This window comes from Bacillus sp. 2CMS4F, from assembly GCF_023161785.1.
Classification (GTDB): Bacteria; Bacillota; Bacilli; order Bacillales; family Bacillaceae; genus Bacillus; species Bacillus halotolerans.
The window spans coordinates 175563-193793 of record NZ_JALNTO010000005.1; the positions used below are offsets into that span (position 1 = coordinate 175563).

17 protein-coding genes and 1 pseudogene are annotated in these 18231 nt (G+C 44.2%); 15 read left to right on the forward strand and 3 right to left on the reverse strand.

The features are described from left to right. The first annotated feature begins 70 nt into the window (after positions 1–70). The 4 genes from MTN95_RS10245 to MTN95_RS10260 all read left to right on the forward strand — a co-directional run bounded on the left by MTN95_RS10245 (position 71) and on the right by MTN95_RS10260 (position 3602). Complete coding sequence (locus tag MTN95_RS10245) at positions 71–1243, forward strand: iron-containing alcohol dehydrogenase (RefSeq protein ID WP_248338047.1); 1173 nt, start codon at positions 71–73, stop codon at positions 1241–1243. A 111-nt stretch (positions 1244–1354) separates the two neighbouring features. Continuing rightward, entirely contained in the window at positions 1355–2707 is a 1353-nt protein-coding gene (locus MTN95_RS10250) for a glucose-6-phosphate isomerase (protein ID WP_024122649.1), read from the forward strand. Between the two features lie 58 nt (positions 2708–2765). Then, positions 2766–3137, forward strand: coding sequence for a hypothetical protein (locus MTN95_RS10255; protein ID WP_248338070.1), 372 nt, complete (start codon positions 2766–2768; stop codon positions 3135–3137). A gap of 60 nt (positions 3138–3197) precedes the next feature. Further along, the gene (locus MTN95_RS10260; protein WP_024122647.1) at positions 3198–3602 is read left to right on the forward strand and encodes a YugN-like family protein; all 405 of its coding nucleotides are present in this window, start codon (positions 3198–3200) and stop codon (positions 3600–3602) included. Here the strand turns inward: MTN95_RS10260 and MTN95_RS10265 are convergent. After that, positions 3599–4585: a potassium channel family protein gene (locus tag MTN95_RS10265; RefSeq protein ID WP_248338049.1), complete on the reverse strand. Its 987-nt coding sequence runs from the start codon at positions 4583–4585 to the stop codon at positions 3599–3601. The genes MTN95_RS10260 and MTN95_RS10265 overlap by 4 nt on opposite strands. Beyond that, the gene (locus tag MTN95_RS10270) at positions 4582–4836 is read right to left on the reverse strand and encodes a protein mistic (protein WP_024122645.1); all 255 of its coding nucleotides are present in this window, start codon (positions 4834–4836) and stop codon (positions 4582–4584) included. The genes MTN95_RS10265 and MTN95_RS10270 overlap by 4 nt, the downstream gene beginning before the upstream one ends. 132 nt (positions 4837–4968) lie before the next feature. On the opposite strand from MTN95_RS10270, the gene MTN95_RS10275 reads away from it, so the two are divergent. From MTN95_RS10275 to MTN95_RS10305, 7 genes are all read left to right on the forward strand, one after another. Then, positions 4969–5232, forward strand: a complete 264-nt coding sequence (locus tag MTN95_RS10275) for a YuzI family membrane protein (protein WP_059335356.1) — start codon at positions 4969–4971, stop codon at positions 5230–5232. A gap of 44 nt (positions 5233–5276) precedes the next feature. After that, the gene (locus tag MTN95_RS10280; RefSeq protein WP_024122643.1) at positions 5277–5954 is read left to right on the forward strand and encodes a zinc metallopeptidase; all 678 of its coding nucleotides are present in this window, start codon (positions 5277–5279) and stop codon (positions 5952–5954) included. Between the two features lie 43 nt (positions 5955–5997). Then, positions 5998–7287 (forward strand): hemolysin family protein, encoded by a 1290-nt coding sequence (locus MTN95_RS10285; protein ID WP_024122642.1) that lies wholly within the window; start codon positions 5998–6000, stop codon positions 7285–7287. A gap of 186 nt (positions 7288–7473) precedes the next feature. Continuing rightward, positions 7474–9138 (forward strand): glycoside hydrolase family 13 protein, encoded by a 1665-nt coding sequence (locus MTN95_RS10290; protein ID WP_248338052.1) that lies wholly within the window; start codon positions 7474–7476, stop codon positions 9136–9138. Positions 9139–9254: 116 nt separating this feature from the next. Further along, complete coding sequence (locus MTN95_RS10295; protein ID WP_095713960.1) at positions 9255–9653, forward strand: secondary thiamine-phosphate synthase enzyme YjbQ; 399 nt, start codon at positions 9255–9257, stop codon at positions 9651–9653. Positions 9654–9667: 14 nt separating this feature from the next. Then, positions 9668–10699 carry a nitronate monooxygenase gene (locus MTN95_RS10300; RefSeq protein ID WP_248338054.1) on the forward strand — a complete coding sequence of 344 codons (1032 nt, stop codon included), beginning with the start codon at positions 9668–9670 and terminating at the stop codon, positions 10697–10699. A gap of 24 nt (positions 10700–10723) precedes the next feature. Next, a complete protein-coding gene (locus tag MTN95_RS10305) occupies positions 10724–10978 on the forward strand; it encodes a hypothetical protein (RefSeq protein WP_248338056.1) in 255 nt (84 codons plus the stop codon). A 12-nt stretch (positions 10979–10990) separates the two neighbouring features. On the opposite strand, the gene MTN95_RS10310 is transcribed toward MTN95_RS10305, so the two are convergent. Further along, the gene (locus MTN95_RS10310; RefSeq protein ID WP_044158904.1) at positions 10991–11728 is read right to left on the reverse strand and encodes a protein-glutamine gamma-glutamyltransferase; all 738 of its coding nucleotides are present in this window, start codon (positions 11726–11728) and stop codon (positions 10991–10993) included. A gap of 154 nt (positions 11729–11882) precedes the next feature. Here MTN95_RS10310 and MTN95_RS10315 point away from each other — a divergent pair, with 154 nt between their 5' ends. The 4 genes and pseudogenes from MTN95_RS10315 (at position 11883) to MTN95_RS21655 (ending at position 18145) form a co-directional block, all read left to right on the forward strand. Then, positions 11883–13871, forward strand: a complete 1989-nt coding sequence (locus MTN95_RS10315) for a HAMP domain-containing methyl-accepting chemotaxis protein (protein WP_248338058.1) — start codon at positions 11883–11885, stop codon at positions 13869–13871. A gap of 173 nt (positions 13872–14044) precedes the next feature. After that, positions 14045–16033 (forward strand): methyl-accepting chemotaxis protein, encoded by a 1989-nt coding sequence (locus MTN95_RS10320; RefSeq protein ID WP_248338060.1) that lies wholly within the window; start codon positions 14045–14047, stop codon positions 16031–16033. A 270-nt stretch (positions 16034–16303) separates the two neighbouring features. Next, positions 16304–17200 (forward strand): annotated as a pseudogene (locus tag MTN95_RS21650) (cache domain-containing protein); the annotation flags it as partial. Beyond that, the gene (locus tag MTN95_RS21655) at positions 17195–18145 is read left to right on the forward strand and encodes a methyl-accepting chemotaxis protein (RefSeq protein WP_369810968.1); all 951 of its coding nucleotides are present in this window, start codon (positions 17195–17197) and stop codon (positions 18143–18145) included. The pseudogene MTN95_RS21650 and the gene MTN95_RS21655, both read left to right, overlap by 6 nt. Positions 18146–18231 lie beyond the last annotated feature (86 nt).

Consider the following 18231-nt stretch of genomic DNA (forward strand, 5'->3'; position numbering starts at 1 on the left):
CCTTTTTCTTTGGACTTATGTTACAATTGTTAATCTGTTTTTTGATACAGCAATATTTGGAGGTTTTACAATGGAAAATTTCACTTATTATAACCCGACGAAGCTGATCTTCGGAAAAGGCCAGCTTGAACAATTAAGAAAAGAATTAAAGCAATACGGTAAAAATGTTCTGCTTGTCTACGGAGGCGGAAGCATTAAACGTAATGGCCTTTATGACCAGGTAACAGGCATATTAAAAGAAGAAAGCGCCGCTGTCTATGAACTGCCAGGGGTAGAGCCGAACCCGCGTCTTGCAACTGTGGAAAAAGGCATTGACCTATGCAGACAGCATAATATTGATTTTCTGCTTGCTGTGGGCGGCGGAAGTGTAATTGACTGCACAAAAGCGATCGCTGCGGGAGTAAAATACGACGGGGACGCTTGGGATATTTTCAGCAAGAAAGTAACAGCCGAAGATGCACTGCCGTTCGGTACCGTTCTAACCCTTGCTGCTACAGGTTCTGAAATGAACCCTGACTCTGTGATTACAAACTGGGAAACAAACGAGAAATTTGTATGGGGAAGCAATGTAACTCATCCGCGGTTCTCGATTTTAGACCCTGAAAATACGTTTACAGTGCCTGAAAATCAAACGGTTTACGGTATGGTTGACATGATGAGCCACGTGTTTGAACAATACTTCCATAATGTCGAAAACACACCGCTGCAAGACAGAATGTGCTTTGCCGTTCTGCAGACGGTAATCGAAACAGCTCCAAAACTATTGGAGGATCTGGAAAATTACAAACATCGTGAAACGATTTTATATGCTGGCACAATCGCTCTGAATGGCACGCTTCAAATGGGCTACTTCGGCGACTGGGCTTCTCACACTATGGAGCATGCCGTATCAGCTGTTTACGATATTCCGCATGCCGGCGGACTCGCGATCCTGTTCCCGAACTGGATGAGATACACGCTTGATACAAATGTCGGCCGCTTTAAAAACCTTATGCTCAATATGTTTGACATTGATACAGAAGGCAAAACGGATAAAGAAATCGTGCTTGAAGGAATCGACAAGCTGTCTGCGTTCTGGACAAGTCTGGGTGCGCCTTCCCGTTTATCCGACTATGATATCGGAGAGGAAAAACTGGAACTGATTGCTGATATCGCAGCCAAAGAAATGGAGCATGGCGGCTTCGGCAACTTCCAAAAACTGAACAAAGATGACGTACTTGCCATCCTTCGTGCGTCACTCTGATTTTTAAGGACGGAATGCAGTCATTCCGTCCTTTCTTCTTGACTTGATTTCACAGATAAGTTCATATAAAGTGAAAGATGAAAACATTATACCGTTATGGAGGGACAAGCAATGACGCATGTACGCTTTGACTACTCAAAAGCGTTGACTTTCTTCAACGAACATGAACTTACATATTTGCGCGACTTTGTAAAAACAGCACACCATAATATTCATGAAAAAACAGGAGCGGGCAGCGATTTTCTAGGCTGGGTGGACCTCCCTGAACATTATGATAAAGAAGAATTTGCGCGCATTAAAAAAAGCGCGGAAAAAATCAAATCTGACTCTGATGTATTGCTTGTTGTCGGTATCGGCGGTTCTTACCTCGGTGCGCGGGCAGCGATTGAAGCGCTTAATCACGCGTTTTACAATACACTGCCAAAAGCAAAACGAGGCAATCCGCAAGTCATTTTCATCGGAAACAACATCAGTTCATCTTATATGAGAGATGTCATGGATCTTCTCGAAGATGTTGACTTCTCCATTAACGTCATCTCTAAATCAGGTACAACAACTGAACCTGCAATCGCTTTCCGTATTTTCCGCAAGCTTCTTGAAGAGAAATACGGCAAGGAAGAAGCGAAAGCGCGGATTTACGCGACAACTGATAAAGAGCGCGGCGCGTTAAAAACACTTTCTAACGAAGAAGGCTTCGAATCATTTGTCATTCCTGATGATGTCGGCGGCCGTTATTCTGTCTTAACAGCTGTTGGTCTCCTGCCGATTGCTGTCAGCGGCGTCAACATTGACGACATGATGAAAGGCGCATTTGATGCGAGCAAGGATTTTGCCACATCAGAATTGGAAGATAACCCTGCATACCAGTATGCGGTCGTTCGCAATGTGCTTTACAATAAAGGCAAAACGATTGAAATGCTTATCAACTATGAGCCGGCGCTTCAATATTTTGCAGAGTGGTGGAAGCAGCTGTTCGGCGAAAGTGAAGGCAAAGACGAGAAGGGCATTTATCCTTCTTCTGCCAACTATTCAACAGACCTTCACTCATTAGGACAGTACGTACAGGAAGGCCGCAGAGACTTGTTCGAAACGGTGCTGAATGTCGAAAAACCTAAACACGAGCTGACAATCGAAGAAGCGGATAACGATCTTGACGGCTTAAACTATTTAGCCGGAAAAACTGTAGACTTCGTTAATAAAAAAGCATTCCAAGGTACAATGCTGGCTCATACAGACGGAAATGTTCCGAACTTAATCGTCAACATTCCTGAGCTGAATGCATATACTTTTGGATACCTTGTTTATTTCTTCGAAAAAGCCTGCGCGATGAGCGGTTATCTCCTCGGCGTCAATCCTTTTGACCAGCCTGGAGTAGAAGCATATAAAGTCAATATGTTTGCATTGCTTGGCAAACCTGGCTTTGAAGAGAAAAAAGCTGAGCTTGAAAAACGTCTCGAAGATTAATGTAAGAAAGCTGACTGGCATTTGCCGGTCGGCTTTTTATAAAATCAGAAAGGTGCTGATGTTCATGAAACAAATGGTCAAACATCTCATCATTGCGGGTTTTTCTGCAGCTGTTTTAGTTATTCTCATATCCTTTGATGCCGTGAATACAGAGTTTTCTTCCAACCTTGGCGGCACACTCTCACACTTTTTTATCCACACCTTTCTTCTGATCGGGCTGCCGCTTGCCATTTTTACCGATGCGGTGCACCATTTTCTGAAATTGAAGCGATCTCACACCCTTTTAACAAAGTTAGGACTCTATACAGCTGTTGTCTATGTTTCATGGGAATCTGCGGCGGGGATTGCTGCAGCGATGACTGTTTACTTCTTAATTGAATGCGCTTTCTTTTCGGTTGGCCGTGCAAAGGAAAAAACGGTTTCCATGTAATAAGCCTCTGAATGAAGTCTTGTTCTGCGGGACAGGATAAACGAAAAAAGGGGCAGTTTGATGATTACGATACCTTCCGCGATAGATGGACAGCCTTTCTTGCTTCAAGAGCTGGAACAAGTCATGAAGCCGCTCGGTTATGTGATAAACGGCGGCTGGGAGTACGACCACGGCTATTTTGATTATAAAATTGATGATAGAGACGGATATTTATTTTTAAGAATTCCCGTCAATGCCATACAAGGCAGTCTGGATGAACGCGGGGCAGCTGTCCGTATCGGAACTCCGTTTATGCTGAGGCAGGTGTTCCAGGCAGGCCTTGATGATCATGCTGAAGGAGGGCCGTTTCAATCGCTGTTTAATCAATTTTCTGAGCCCGAGAGACGGGACGCAGAGATTGATCCGGCGTATTTGGATATCGGCGCCTCCCTTGTCAAAGAGCTGGAGGATGTTTTGTTGGGTTAAAGCGCAAGGAACTGATCCGTTTCAAGCACTTGATATGAAAGAGGAGGGGTAATCATAGGCCCTTCCTCTTTTTGTATGCCGATAATAGTGGTGTTGTGATCAAGAAAATAGAGGACGCATGTTTTATAAGCGGCACCATGCAGTTCAGAAGGAACCGAAATCAGCCGCACTTTTTTATCTAATGTCAGTTCGATTAAGCTTTGCGGTTTAGACAGCTGCAATTTGACCCGGTAATGTTCCAGCATCACGCGGCTTAAGAGCTGAGACGTCCCGATAATTTTATTAGCGCCCGCCCGTTCTGCATTGGTGACAAAGCGGTCTGTCAGAATTTCGACAATACAGTATGCCAGCGGATTCAATCCTTTGACTGATAACAGAATCAGCACCGACAGCATATCCGCTTCCGCTTCACTTTTATATTGGTCGGCAGTGACCATAACTGTGTCCGCCTCAGTAATATTGGCTCGTTTCAGCGTTTCATCATCAGCGGCGTGTCCGCGTATGAAATGGACATTTTCAATGAGCGGCCCTTCTTTTAACGATTCATCAATCAGAACGACTGTCTTGGAGGGCGCCGCCAGCTGAAGCTCTCTCAAAAGGCGATTTGATTTTTCATTCCAGCCGATAATAATCACATGGCCCCGTCCTTTGTAAGCGACCTTTCCCTCTATGTAGCGGTGCTGTTTGCTGAAAGCGGCAGCGGATAAGGTGGCAAAGTAAGCAGTGACAAAGCTTGCGCCGATGAATATCAGCAGCATTCCGGCTGCTTGACCAAGCGGCGTGTGCGGCACATAGTCTCCGTAGCCCACTGTTGAGATGGTAACCACGGCCCACCAAATACCTTCGAAGACGGAAGTAAACTGCTCGGGCTCAAGTAAATAAATGATTTGCCCGAACAAAAGAATCAGAAAAAGAATGATCAGCCCGATTCGGATAAATAACGGCCATCTCAGCCAAGAAATAAAGATCCGGTTTGACTTCATTCTTTTTCCCCTTCTTCAGATAATGAAATAGATAAAATCTGTTTAATAATCGTATTCAGCTTCTCATTTAACTTTTCCTGACCGTACAGGTCGCGGGCCTGCTTCATGAGATCAGCTGTATCGTCTTCCAGCTGAATGAGCGGTTCGTCGATTTCGGATTCATTATAAAACTGGATAAATACGTCCAGCCCTTCATTCATCCGGTCAATCGCTGTACTCAGCTGTTCCTTTTCCTCGCTCGTCACTTTCATGTTCATCACACCCGTGCTCTTTTTATAACAGTATGTCCCACTTCCGGCATTGTTTTTCAAAAAATGAACAAAACATATAAAACCGGATTTCTCCATAAACTAAAACAAATAGGCGAAAAAAGGATGGAACAGATGACGATCATTCAAAGAACCGTCGTGGTTTTGATCGGTACGCAGCTTGCGGCATCCGCAGTGATTTTGTTTATTTTCGACTTGAATTCGTATAATCACTTCTCCGATAGCTTCTCATGGCATCATTTTTTAAAAGAGCTGATTGGAGGCTTTTCTTTTTATTTGTTTTCGGCCGGCTTGTTCCTTTTGCTTATCGGAATGTGTGCGCCTAGACGGAAGAAGAAGCGCTTTTCTGTACACGAGAAAGAAAACTCATTAAAATAATCGTAATAAAGAAACATACGATCTTTAAAAAAGGATGATGAAACATGCTGTTTATATTTTTAACAATAGCCGCATTGGGATTGTCGTTTTGGGCACAATTTAAAGTAAAGAGCAACTTTGAAAAATATTCAAAAGTGGAAGCCTCAAGCGGTCGAACAGGGGCAGAAACGGCAAGACGGATTCTAGATATAAACGGTCTTTACGACGTGCCGGTCGAACCGGTAAGAGGCGCTTTAACAGACCATTACGACCCGACAAGACGGGTGGTGCGGTTATCTGAGCCGGTCTATTATGGCCGCTCAATTTCCGCCATCTCCGTAGCTTCCCATGAAGTCGGACATGCCTTGCAGCATCAGGAGTCATATGGTGCGCTTGTGCTGAGACATAAAATCTTCCCAGTCGTGAATTTTGCATCCGGTGTAGCTCCTTTGCTTTTCTTAGGAGGCATGCTTCTCGGCAGCCTGAATTTGATCGGGCTTGGCATCATTCTGTTTTCAGCCGCTGTCTTTTTCCAGCTGATCACACTGCCTGTCGAATTCAATGCAAGTTCACGTGCGAAGCAAATTATTGTGTCAGAAGGATTCATCCGAAACAATGAAGAGAATGGGGTAAATAAAGTGCTGAGCGCCGCCGCCTTAACGTATGTGGCCGCCGCCCTGGTTTCCCTGTTTGAACTTCTTCGCTTTGTGATGATCTTCTTAAACGGTCGTAATGAGAATTAACGTTAAGGAGGTGGCCCCTTACCATTTATGGTAAGGGCTTTTTTTGCTTATATTACAATTGATCGCCATTTTTGTTTTGATTGGCATTACGGCTGTTTTCGTTGCAGCCGAATTTGCAATCGTCAAAATCAGAGGTTCAAAAATCAATCAGCTCATCGAAAGCGGAGACAGCCGGGCGCTTGCCGCACATAAAATCATCTCCAATCTTGACGAGTATTTATCAGCCTGCCAGCTCGGGATTACAATTACAGCCCTCGGCCTTGGATGGCTTGGTGAACCGACATTTGAACGCATTCTTCATCCCTTATTTACAGCAGCAGGAATACCGGAACCGTTTAACCACATTGTCACATTTGTAATTGCATTTATCATCGTCACTTTTTTGCATGTGGTAATGGGTGAGCTTGCTCCGAAAACGGTTTCCATTCAAAAGGCTGAAGCTGTCAGTTTATGGATTGCAAAGCCGCTGATCTGGTTTTATAAAATCACATATCCGTTTATTAAAGCATTGAACGGCTCTGCAAGTTTTCTTGTGAAATTGTTTGGCTTTCATTCAGTCAAGGAGCATGAGGTTGTCATCAGCGAGGAGGAACTGAGGCTGATCCTTTCAGAAAGCTATGAAAAGGGAGAAATCAACCAGTCCGAATTTCGCTATGTGAATAAGATTTTTGAATTCGACAACCGCGTGGCGAGAGAAATTATGATTCCGCGAACAGAAATCGCTGTCATCTCTCTGGAGCAGTCGCTTGAAGAAGCGATTCATCTCATCATTAACGAACGGTATACACGGTATCCTGTCATCAAAGAAGATAAGGATCATATTTTAGGGATTATCAACAGCAAAGATATGTTTAAAGCGTATTTTCTCGGCCAGCCGATTAAGCTGAAGCAAATTATGAGACCTGTCATCAGGGTCATTGAAAGCATTCCGGTCCAGCAGCTTTTAATCCGCATGCAGAAGGAACGGATTCATATGGCCATTCTCGTAGATGAATACGGGGGAACGGCGGGGCTTGTAACTGTCGAGGATATTATCGAAGAAATTGTCGGAGAAATCCGTGATGAATATGATCAGGATGAAACGCCCCATATTTTGAAAAAAGGCGAGCACCATTATGTGATGGATGGCAAAGCGCTAATAGATGAAGTGAACGACCTGCTCGATATTGCCATTGAGAATGAAGAAATTGATACGATTGCAGGCTGGCTTCTGACGCAAAAAATGGAGCTGGAAGCAGGAGATGTGATACAGGCGGAGGGCTGCGAGTTTAAAATCCTCGACGCTGAAGACCATCACATTCGATTTGTCGAAATCAAAAAAACAGAGTTTTAATCAAAAACAGCCGGGCTGGATCGCGGCTGTTTTTTTGAGCTCAAAGAAAATCAGGAGCAAAGGCTTCTGAAAAATTGATCAGTCTCCTGTCATCGGCAAGAGGCTTTTTTTCTGAAAAAATGAATGCTTCAAAGGCCTTTTTCTACATAAGATATAAAAACCGCACACGCAGGAAGGAGTGGCTATATGAAAAAGGCTTGGTGGAAGGAAGCGGTGGTCTACCAAATTTATCCCCGCAGCTTCAAGGATTCAAACAGCGATGGAATCGGGGATATTCAAGGAATCAGGTCCAAGCTTCCGTACATAAAAGAACTTGGTGCCGATGTGATTTGGATTTGTCCTTTGTACGACTCACCCAATGCGGATAACGGCTATGATATAAGAGATTACAAAAACATATTGAGCGATTTCGGCACAATGGCAGATTTCGATCAGCTGCTTCATGATATTCATGAGCTTGGCATGAAGCTCATTATGGATCTTGTCGTGAATCATACAAGTGATGAACATCCATGGTTCATTGAATCACGTGCATCTTTACAATCCCAAAAACGCGACTGGTATATTTGGAAGGACGGGAAAGACGGAAAAGAGCCAAACAATTGGGAAAGCATTTTCGGAGGATCGGCTTGGCAGTATGATCAGCAGACAAGCCAGTATTATCTCCACCTTTTTGATAAAAAGCAGCCAGACCTGAACTGGGAAAATCAAGAGGTAAGAAACGCCGTTTATGACATGGTCAATTGGTGGCTCAATAAAGGCATAGACGGATTTCGGGTGGATGCCATTTCTCATATTAAGAAAAAAGAAGGGCTGCCTGATCTGCCGAATCCGAAAGGGCTGTCCTATGTTCCTTCTTTTCCTTATCATATGAATGCTGAGGGCATATTGGATTTTTTAACAGAGCTGAAGGAAAACACATTTTCCCGCTATCCGATCATGACGGTCGGAGAGGCAAACGGTGTCGCGGCAAAGGAGGCGGCTGAGTGGGCGGGGGAGGAATCCGGCATTTTCAGCATGATTTTTCAATTTGAACATCTCGGTCTGTGGGATATAGAGATCAATGAAAGCATCGATATCGCTGCTTTCAAACGGATTTTAACAGAGTGGCAGAACCGTTTGGAGGGAATCGGCTGGAACGCTTTGTTTATGGAAAACCATGATCAGCCCCGTTCTGTTTCTGTATGGGGAAACGACGGGAATTCCTTAAAGGAAAGTGCAAAAGCGCTCGCCGCTGTTTATTTTCTGATGAAAGGCACGCCGTTTATTTACCAGGGACAGGAAATCGGCATGACCAATGTGGCGTTTCCTTCCATTGAGGATTATGATGATGTCGCGATGAAGCGGCTGTATGACATAGAGACCGCAAAAGGCGCTTCTCACGAGGAAGTAATGAAGATTGTCTGGAAAAAGGGTAGAGACAATTCACGAACACCAATGCAATGGAATGCTTCTTGTCACGCTGGGTTTTCTGATGCCAAGCCATGGATTGGGGTAAATGACAATTACACATGGCTGAACGCCGAGGCGCAAATAAACGATAACACATCTGTCTATCACTTTTATAAAAGCTTGATCAAACTCCGCCAAACATATGATGTATTTATTTATGGCCAATACGAGCTGATTTTGCCGGAAGATCAGCAAATCTTTGCATACCTTCGCAAAAATGAGAGCCAAACTGCGCTCATTGTGGCAAATCTGACGGGTGCGCCGGCGTTCTGCAGATATCCCGCATTGCCGTTATCTTCTGACAAACTCCTATTGTCGAATATGGAAACAGAACCGCACAAGCATACGACATCATTGCTGTTAAAACCTTATGAAGCCAGAGTATACCTATGGCAATAAAACTCCAGAAAAAAGCTGGAGTTTTTGTTTTCTTCAGGTTTATGAGCCTGGTTTAACAGGAAAAAAAGAACACAGAACGAATATGCAAAGAGAAGGGGAATTGAAAGGAGAAACAAATGCTGAAAACTCTGCAAATCAAAACAAACAAAAGAGATGAAATGGTTGAAATCACTCACGAGGTGGAAGCGTTTCTTCAAGAAACAGGAGTGGCAAGCGGGGCAGCGCTGATTTACTGTCCGCATACGACGGCGGGCATTACAATTAATGAAAATGCCGATCCCGATGTAAAAAGAGATATGCTCCGAAGATTTGATGAGATGTATCCATGGGACCATGAGCTGGACCGCCATATGGAAGGCAATACAGCTGCACATATGAAGTCCAGTACGGTAGGCGCTTCACAGCATGTCATCATTGAAAACGGGCGTCTCATTCTCGGGACGTGGCAAGGTATTTATTTCTGCGAATTTGACGGCCCGCGTCATCGAACTTGCCATATCAAAATCATGGAATAACAGGAGGTGCTTCTATGACTCAATGGATGAAAGCACTATCATTATCAAAGCCTGTCATTCAGGCGCCGATGGCAGGCGGCCTGGTCACACCCCGACTGGCAGCCGCTGTGTCGAATGAAGGCGCGCTCGGAAGTCTCGCTTCCGGATATCTCAGTCCAGGTACGCTTGAAGAACAAATCATCGAGATGCAGGAATTGACCAGCAGCGCTTTTCAGGTAAATGTGTTTGTGCCGGAAAAAAGGAAGACACCGGACGATAAAACGGTTCACACATGGAAACAGAACATTCCGTTTGCGGAACAGGCGGCTGCTTTTCCTTTAGAGGAGGAAGAGTGGGAGGATTTTCATCAAAAAATAAATCTGATTCTTACATACAATGTAAGAGCCTGTTCATTTACGTTCGGCATTCCGCCTGATGAAAGCATTCATTTATTAAAGAAAAATGGCTGCTGTCTTATCGGAACGGCTACTTCGCCGCAAGAAGCCGTCCTGCTGGAAGAGCGCGGAATGGATATCATCGTGCTGCAAGGCAGTGAAGCAGGCGGCCACCGCGGTTCTTTTCTGCCGGTCAGCGGAGAGTCTTCTATTGGCTTAATGTCACTGGTTCCCCAAGCCGCAGACGCTGTTTCAGTACCCGTGATTGCGGCGGGCGGAATTGCAGACCGCCGCGGCGTCCAAGCGGCTCACTGTCTCGGAGCGCAAGGTGTACAGGTCGGGACTCCATTTCTTATGTGTGAGGAAAGCGAAGCCTCTGAAACGTACAGACAGGAATTAAAAGAAGCGCATGGAACAGACACGCGTCTTACCGCATTGTTTTCGGGAAAGCCTGCAAGGGGTATAGTCAACCAATGGATGAAAGAGCAACAAGCTGAAGAGGCAAATACACTTCCTTATCCATTGCAAAACACGTTAACAAAACCGATGAGAAAACATGCCGCCGCAGCCAAAGATTCCGGTCACATGTCTCTGTGGGCAGGGCAATCAGTCGGATTGCTCAATGGGCCCTCTGACGTGAAAACGCTGATAGCTGAGCTTTGCCAATCGTAACGTAACTAACAGAGGTGACAGACGATGAACATTCTTCAATATTCTTATAAAAAGAAAGGGGAAATTGAGTTTGTATTTGAAGACTGGCCTCATTCAAAAGTTACAATGGCTCCCATCAAAGGGTATTATTTTGTCCGGTTTATCAAGTGGAGCAGCCAAGATCCCATCGTGACGAGAAATGACCTTGAAAAAATGGAATGGGCTGCGAACCAGTATGTCGGCACAGCCCCTTTCTATCGAAAACGAAAAGCATTTGAAACCCCATCGTCCCCAAAATAGACGGTGGGGTTTTTAGCGGGTGATGGGATAGAGAGACGGAATATCAAGCCTGGTTGCTTGTGAAAGGAGATAAGCTGACTGTACGGCTCCTTTTCGTCTGAAAGAATTCAGCTTATCAATAATTTGCTGAGCGTTTAAAATTCCCAGGCCGTGAGCAAAATATTTGTCCTTTTCTAATAAAATCACATTTTCGCCTCTCCACTGCGCTTTCTGCGGATCAAATTCAGGATTTTTAAAATACAAACAGTCTCCAAGGAAAAAGTGATGTCCCGTTTCCGTATATATCGGCAATTTCTCATAATGCCAGTCATATAAAATAATTCTGTCAAAGGCTGCGTCGAATTTTTCTTCTCCGATGGTTTTAAGCAATGCTAAGTAATAAATCACAACGATTGCCGTCGCGCATTCAAATGCGTAAAACGGGCCGTTTTCTGCAATATCCCGAATCGCCTTTGAAGGCGGCATTTTATACTTAAGCTCCAGAGCCCCTTCCGGTGAAACCCGCCAATACGCTGTATTCCCGTATGTTTTTACAAAGGTGGCGAACTTCGCCCCGCTTTTATGCAGCGCTTTTGCCGATTCAACGATATTCATGCGCAAATGAAGCTCAAACATCAGTTCAGCGATCGAATGATAATCAAACTGAACGGGTGTATCAATCATTTCTTTTAGCAGCGGATTCAGGTTTTTGTCAATTTGCCAGTTTTCAATGTCTTGGGGACGGAGCCATTGTCCGGATACAATAATCATCTTAAGCCCCCCTTGTTTTTTATAAACTATGCACAAGGCTTGGGCAATGAAAGCTAAAAAGCCAGAGAAATGTCAGGGAGGAAATTTCTTCTATTTTAAAAACTTTTTAAAGCAGCCGATATATACTGTATCAAACCTGAAGGAGAAGCTGGATATGAAGACTTTTATCAATTGGCTGACAAAACCGTCTATTTCTAGAAAACTAATGATTTCATTTGTTGTGATTTTAATCATTCCGATTCTTATATTGGAATTCAGTTCTTATCGCTCAGCAAGCGGAAAACTGGATCAGGAAATCATGGGAAATGCAAAAAATAGTGTCGATTCATTTAATACAACAGTTACAAATGATTTAGGAGCAAAAGCGAAAGGCGTCAGCTTTTTCAGCGAATCACTGAAAAGCTCCGCATTTAAAGGAAAATCCAAACAAGAAGAGCTTAAGGCCAAGTTTTCGCAATATGTTTCCATTAACCAAGATGTAGCCAGAATTTACGGAGGGGCAGAAAACGGCACATATGTACAGGCACCGAAAGAAAAATTGCCGGATGGCTACGATCCGAGAAAACGCTCTTGGTACCAGGATGCAATGAAAGCCGGCGGTGAAATCGTAGTGACCGATCCTTATGTGGCAGCCAGCGACGGAAGCATGGTCATTACCATTGCTCAGGAATTGAAGGATGGTTCAGGCGTCGTCGCCATGGATATCACAATTGATAAACTGTTAGAACAGATGAAACAAATTAAAGTCGGAAAAGAAGGCTATGTTTTCATCGCGACGAAAAACAAAACATATGTCGCCTATCAAAACCATAAGGCTGGTGAAAAGCTGTCTGGCGACTGGGTTGCCAAAATGTATGAGAAGGACAGCGGCGAGCTGCAGTATACCCTGAATCATGAAGATAAAAAGATGACATATACGACAAATCAACTGACTGGCTGGAAAATTGCCGGCACCATGTATATGAGTGAAATCAAGGATTCCTCAAAATCTGTCCTGACAACAGGCATGATCGTGCTGATTGCTTCAATACTGGCAGGCGGAATGTTAATCCTGTTTATCGTTGGTTCAATCACAAAACCGTTAAAACGTCTGGTTCAATCATCAAAAATGATCAGCAGCGGGGATCTGACAGAAACCATCGAGATCCGTTCGAAAGATGAACTGGGCGAGCTTGGCGAAAGCTTCAACGAAATGGGACAATCCTTGCGTTCGCTTATCAGCGCCATTCAAGACTCGGTTAATAATGTTGCCGCATCATCCGAACAGCTGACTGCATCCGCCGGGCAAACGAGCAAGGCGACGGAGCATATTACAATGGCAATTGAGCAGTTCTCAAACGGAAACGAAGAGCAAAGCGAAAAAGTGGAGTCCAGCTCTCATCAGCTGAACATGATGAATGAAGGGCTCCAGCAAGTCTCACAAACATCATCAGACATTACGAAAGCGTCTATCCAATCAACGGAAATCGCGGGTACAGGCGAGAAGTATGTCCAGCAGACAGTCGGGCAGATGAATTCAATTAATGAGTCGGTTCAGCAGGCTGAAGCAGTGGTGAAAGGGTTAGAAGAAAAATCAAAAGATATCACGAGTATTTTACGAGTCATCAATGGGATTGCTGATCAAACAAACCTGCTGGCATTAAATGCAGCCATTGAAGCGGCGCGGGCCGGGGAATCTGGACGAGGCTTCTCTGTTGTAGCGGAGGAAGTGCGTAAGCTGGCCGTTCAATCTGCAGATTCATCTAAAGAAATCGAGAATCTGATCCAGGAAATCGTTGCAGAAATCGAAACTTCTCTTCACATGTTTAAAGCCGTTAATCAAGAAGTGCAATCAGGGCTAGTTGTCACAGACAATACAAAGGAAAGCTTCCAAAGTATTTTCAGCATGACAAATGAGATTGCAGACAAATTGCAGACGATGAATACAACCGTAGAACAGCTGTCAGGCCGTTCAGAGCATGTATCGGCAGCAGTGAGCGGAATTGCCGATGTTTCAAGAGAAAGCTCGGCAAGCATTCAAGACATTGCTGCATCGGCCGAGGAGCAGCTTGCTTCTATGGAAGAAATCAGTTCATCAGCCACGACCCTGGCGCAGATGGCAGAAGAGCTCCGTGATCTGACAAAGAAATTTAAAATTGAATAAGAGCAAAAAACAGCGCTTATGAAGCGCTGTTTTTTGTATGAGAAATAATATAAAAGACCTGTCTAAAACGGTGAGTTTTGAACTATTTTTCATTTTTTCCTTCATTTTCAATGTAAGATAAAGGAATATATGCCGATATCATTTGTAAATTATTGAAAGAAGGTTCAAGAGGAATGAAAAAAACACTCACCACCATTCGCAGATCATCAATTGCCAGGAGACTCATTATTTCTTTCCTGCTGATCTTAATTGTCCCGATTACGTCACTATCGGTAAGCGCTTATCAATCAGCCGTTGCATCTCTTGACATACAGATGACGCAAAGCGCAAAGGAAAACGTTCAAATATTAGATAACATTATTGATGGCAAAATCAAAACGACTGAAAAAAGCCTCGCGTTTTTCAGCGATTGGGCGACAGCAGACAAGTTGAAAGACAAGAAAAAAACGGAGCTCAAACAAGAATTTAAACAATTTATTCAAATGAATGACAATGTCGCTGCGGTGTTTTCAAGCAGCAAAGACGGGACATTCACACGCTATCCGCACGCAGACATGCCGAGTGACTTTAATGCTTTAGAACGTGACTGGTACACAGAAGCCATGGCTAATAAAGGAAAGACAATTGTCACCGAACCTTACGAATCCATTTCATCAGGAAAAATGGTTGTCACCATTGCGCGCCAGACAAAGGACGGATCAGGCGTTGTCGCCATGGATATGAAAATCGATGACCTTGTGGCAACAGCAAAAGAAATCAGTATTGGTAAAGAAGGCCATGCCTTTATCCTCAGCCAAAATAAAAAAATCATCGCCTACTCCGGTGAAAAAGCGGGAACGCAGTTAGAAGGGGAGTGGATAGACAAACTTTACAAAGACAAAAGCGGCGACTTTGAATATACGTACAAAGGAAAGAAGAAGAAAATGGCGTTCGCCACAAGCGAAACAACAGGCTGGAAAATCAGCGGCACGATGTATGCCAACGAGATTCATGATGCCGCAAGCAGGGTTCTTGTTATGGCATCAGTTGTTCTGGCCATTGCCATTGCAGCCGGAATAACGGCGATTTATTTTGTCATCCGGTCGATTACAAGGCCTTTAAAAAGCATCGTTGCGTCAGCTGAAAAAATCAGCAAAGGCGATTTAACAGAAACGATAGAAATCAAATCAAAAGACGAACTCGGGGTTCTGAGCCAAAGCTTCAACAATATGGCGCACTCTCTCCGCTCGCTGATCTGCGGAATCAAAGAATCTGTAGAACATGTCGCCTCATCGTCAGAAGAGCTGACAGCTTCCGCAGATCAGACAAGCAAGGCCACTGAACACATTACAATGGCGATCGAACAATTTTCAAACGGAAGCGAAAACCAGAGCGACAGAATCGAGACGACAACAGAACAAATTAACGAAATGAACGACGGACTGGCAGAGCTGGCCCAGACAGCGGCAGTCATTACAGAAACCTCTGCAGACTCCACCGAAGTGTCAAGCGCAGGGGAAACACTCGTTCAGAGAACAGCCGGCCAAATGAATACGATTGATCATTCTGTGAAAGAAGCGGAGAAAGTGGTCAAAGGCCTGGAAATCAAATCAAAGGATATCACAAATATTTTACGTGTTATCAACGGCATCGCGGATCAAACCAATCTTTTAGCATTAAATGCCGCCATTGAAGCGGCCAGAGCAGGAGAGTACGGACGAGGCTTTTCTGTAGTCGCTGAAGAAGTGAGAAAACTTGCGGTACAGTCGGCAGATTCAGCAAAGGAAATTGAATCGCTGATCAGTGAAATCGTAAAAGAAATCCATACATCATTAAACGTTCTTCAATCCGTGAATAAAGAAGTGGAAACAGGTCTGGTCATGACAGACGAAACAAAACAAAGCTTTAAACATATATCAAAAATGACAAATCAAATTGCCGCAGAACTGCAAAACATGAATGCGACGGTTGAACAGCTGTCGGCAGGGTCTCAGGAAATTTCCGCTGCTTCTATAGATATCGCCGCTATTTCTAAAGAAAGTTCAGACGGCATTCAAGATATCGCCGCTTCAGCCGAGGAGCAGCTTGCCTCCATGGGCGAAATCAGCTCATCGGCGCAGACGCTTGAAAAAATGTCTGAAGAGCTGCGGGATTTGACAAAACGATTTAAATTGGATGATTAATAGGTCTAAATCACTAATTTTTAATAGGGATTTAGTTATTTTTCTTGAATTTCTTCTTTTTTAATGTATATATTTACCCATTTTCAGCCGATATGAAGGGTAGCATAAAAAAGGAGAAATGAACAGATGAAAAAAATACTCCAACTTATCAAACAGAGATCAATTACACGGAAGCTTCTTGTTTCCTTTCTATCGATTCTCATCATACCGGTTGCCATAGTAGCGGCGATTGCTTATGGGTCTGCCAGCAGCTCGCTCGACAGACAGATGATGGGAAGCGCCCTAGAAAACGTACAGCAGCTAAACGAAATCATTAACACCAGCATCGGAGAAAAAGAAAACAGCGCCGAATACTTCAGTGAATGGCTGACACAAAAGAAATATAAAGCAAAGAGCAATGCCAGCATTGAAGAGAAATTCTCACAATATATTAAAATCAATAAAGACGTGGAATCCATTTATACGAGTGACAAAGACGGGCGCTTTACCCGTTATCCGGATTTGCCGATGCCAAGCGATTATAATCCCGTTGAACGGGACTGGTACAAAAAAGCGGTTGCCAATAACGGCAAAGCCGTCATAACAGATCCATACAAAACAGCATCTACGAACACAATGGTTGTGACAATTGCCCAGCAGACAAAAGACGGATCAGGCGTTATCGCAATCAACATGACGATCGATAACCTGCTGAAAACGACGAAACAAGTGAACATCGGCACAGAAGGCTATGCTTTTATTATGACGAAAGACAAAAAGGTCGTTGCGCATCCTGACGAGACTTCAGGTACCGAATTGAAAGGCGACTGGCTTGAACAGATGCTGTCTGCCGATAAAGGCGATTTTCAATACAGCATGAACGGCGATAAGAAAAAAATGGCCTTTGATACGAACAAGCTAACGGGATGGAAGATAGGCGGAACGATGTATCTGGACGAGATTCATGATGCGGCTAAGCCTGTGCTTCACCTCGCATTAATTGTCCTGATTGCAGCCATTCTCGTCGGTATCATCGTGATGACATTGGTTATTCGATCAATCACGACGCCGCTGAAACAGCTTGTCGGTTCATCTAAGCGGATCAGTGAGGGAGATTTAACGGAAACGATTGATATCCGTTCAAAAGATGAACTGGGCGAACTGGGCAAAAGCTTTAACAATATGGCGTCTTCACTTCGCTCTCTCATACACGCCATTCAGGATTCGGTAGACAATGTTGCCGCTTCCTCCGAGGAATTGACGGCATCTGCCGCGCAAACAAGCAAGGCGACCGAGCATATCACATTGGCGATTGAACAATTTTCAAACGGCAATGAAAAACAAAATGAAAACATCGAAACAGCGGCAGAGCATATTTATCAGATGAATGACGGATTGACGAATATGGCTCAAGCTTCTGAAGTCATTACAGATTCATCTGTTCAATCGACAGAAATCGCGAGTGCGGGCGGACAGCTTGTTCATCAGACTGTCGGCCAAATGAACGTGATAGACAAGTCCGTGAAAGAAGCGGAACAAGTTGTTCGCGGATTGGAAACCAAATCAAAAGACATCACAAACATTCTGCGCGTGATTAACGGTATTGCTGACCAGACGAACCTGCTTGCACTAAACGCTGCCATTGAAGCGGCGCGCGCAGGTGAATACGGGCGCGGCTTCTCCGTCGTAGCGGAAGAGGTCAGAAAACTGGCTGTACAGTCCGCTGATTCAGCTAAAGAGATTGAAGCGCTCATCATTGAAATCGTGAAAGAAATCAACACATCTCTCGGTATGTTCCAGTCTGTGAACCAAGAGGTGCAAACAGGCCTTGACATCACAGATCAAACAGAGACAAGCTTTAAACGAATCTCTGAAATGACAAACCAGATAGCCGGAGAACTGCAAAACATGAGTGCGACGGTTCAGCAGCTTTCTGCCAGCTCTGAAGAGGTATCGGGAGCGTCTGAGCATATTGCATCGATTTCAAAAGAAAGCTCAGCCCACATTCAAGATATCGCGGCATCAGCCGAAGAACAGCTTGCTTCTATGGAAGAAATCAGCTCATCAGCAGAAACACTTTCAAGCATGGCTGAAGAGCTTCGCGATATGACAAAACGATTCAAAATCGAATAATGAGTCAAAACACCCAAGTTTCTGTGCTTGGGTGTTTTTTTAGTTTTTTTATTAAAGCTTTTATCCTAGCTTGACGATATTATTTT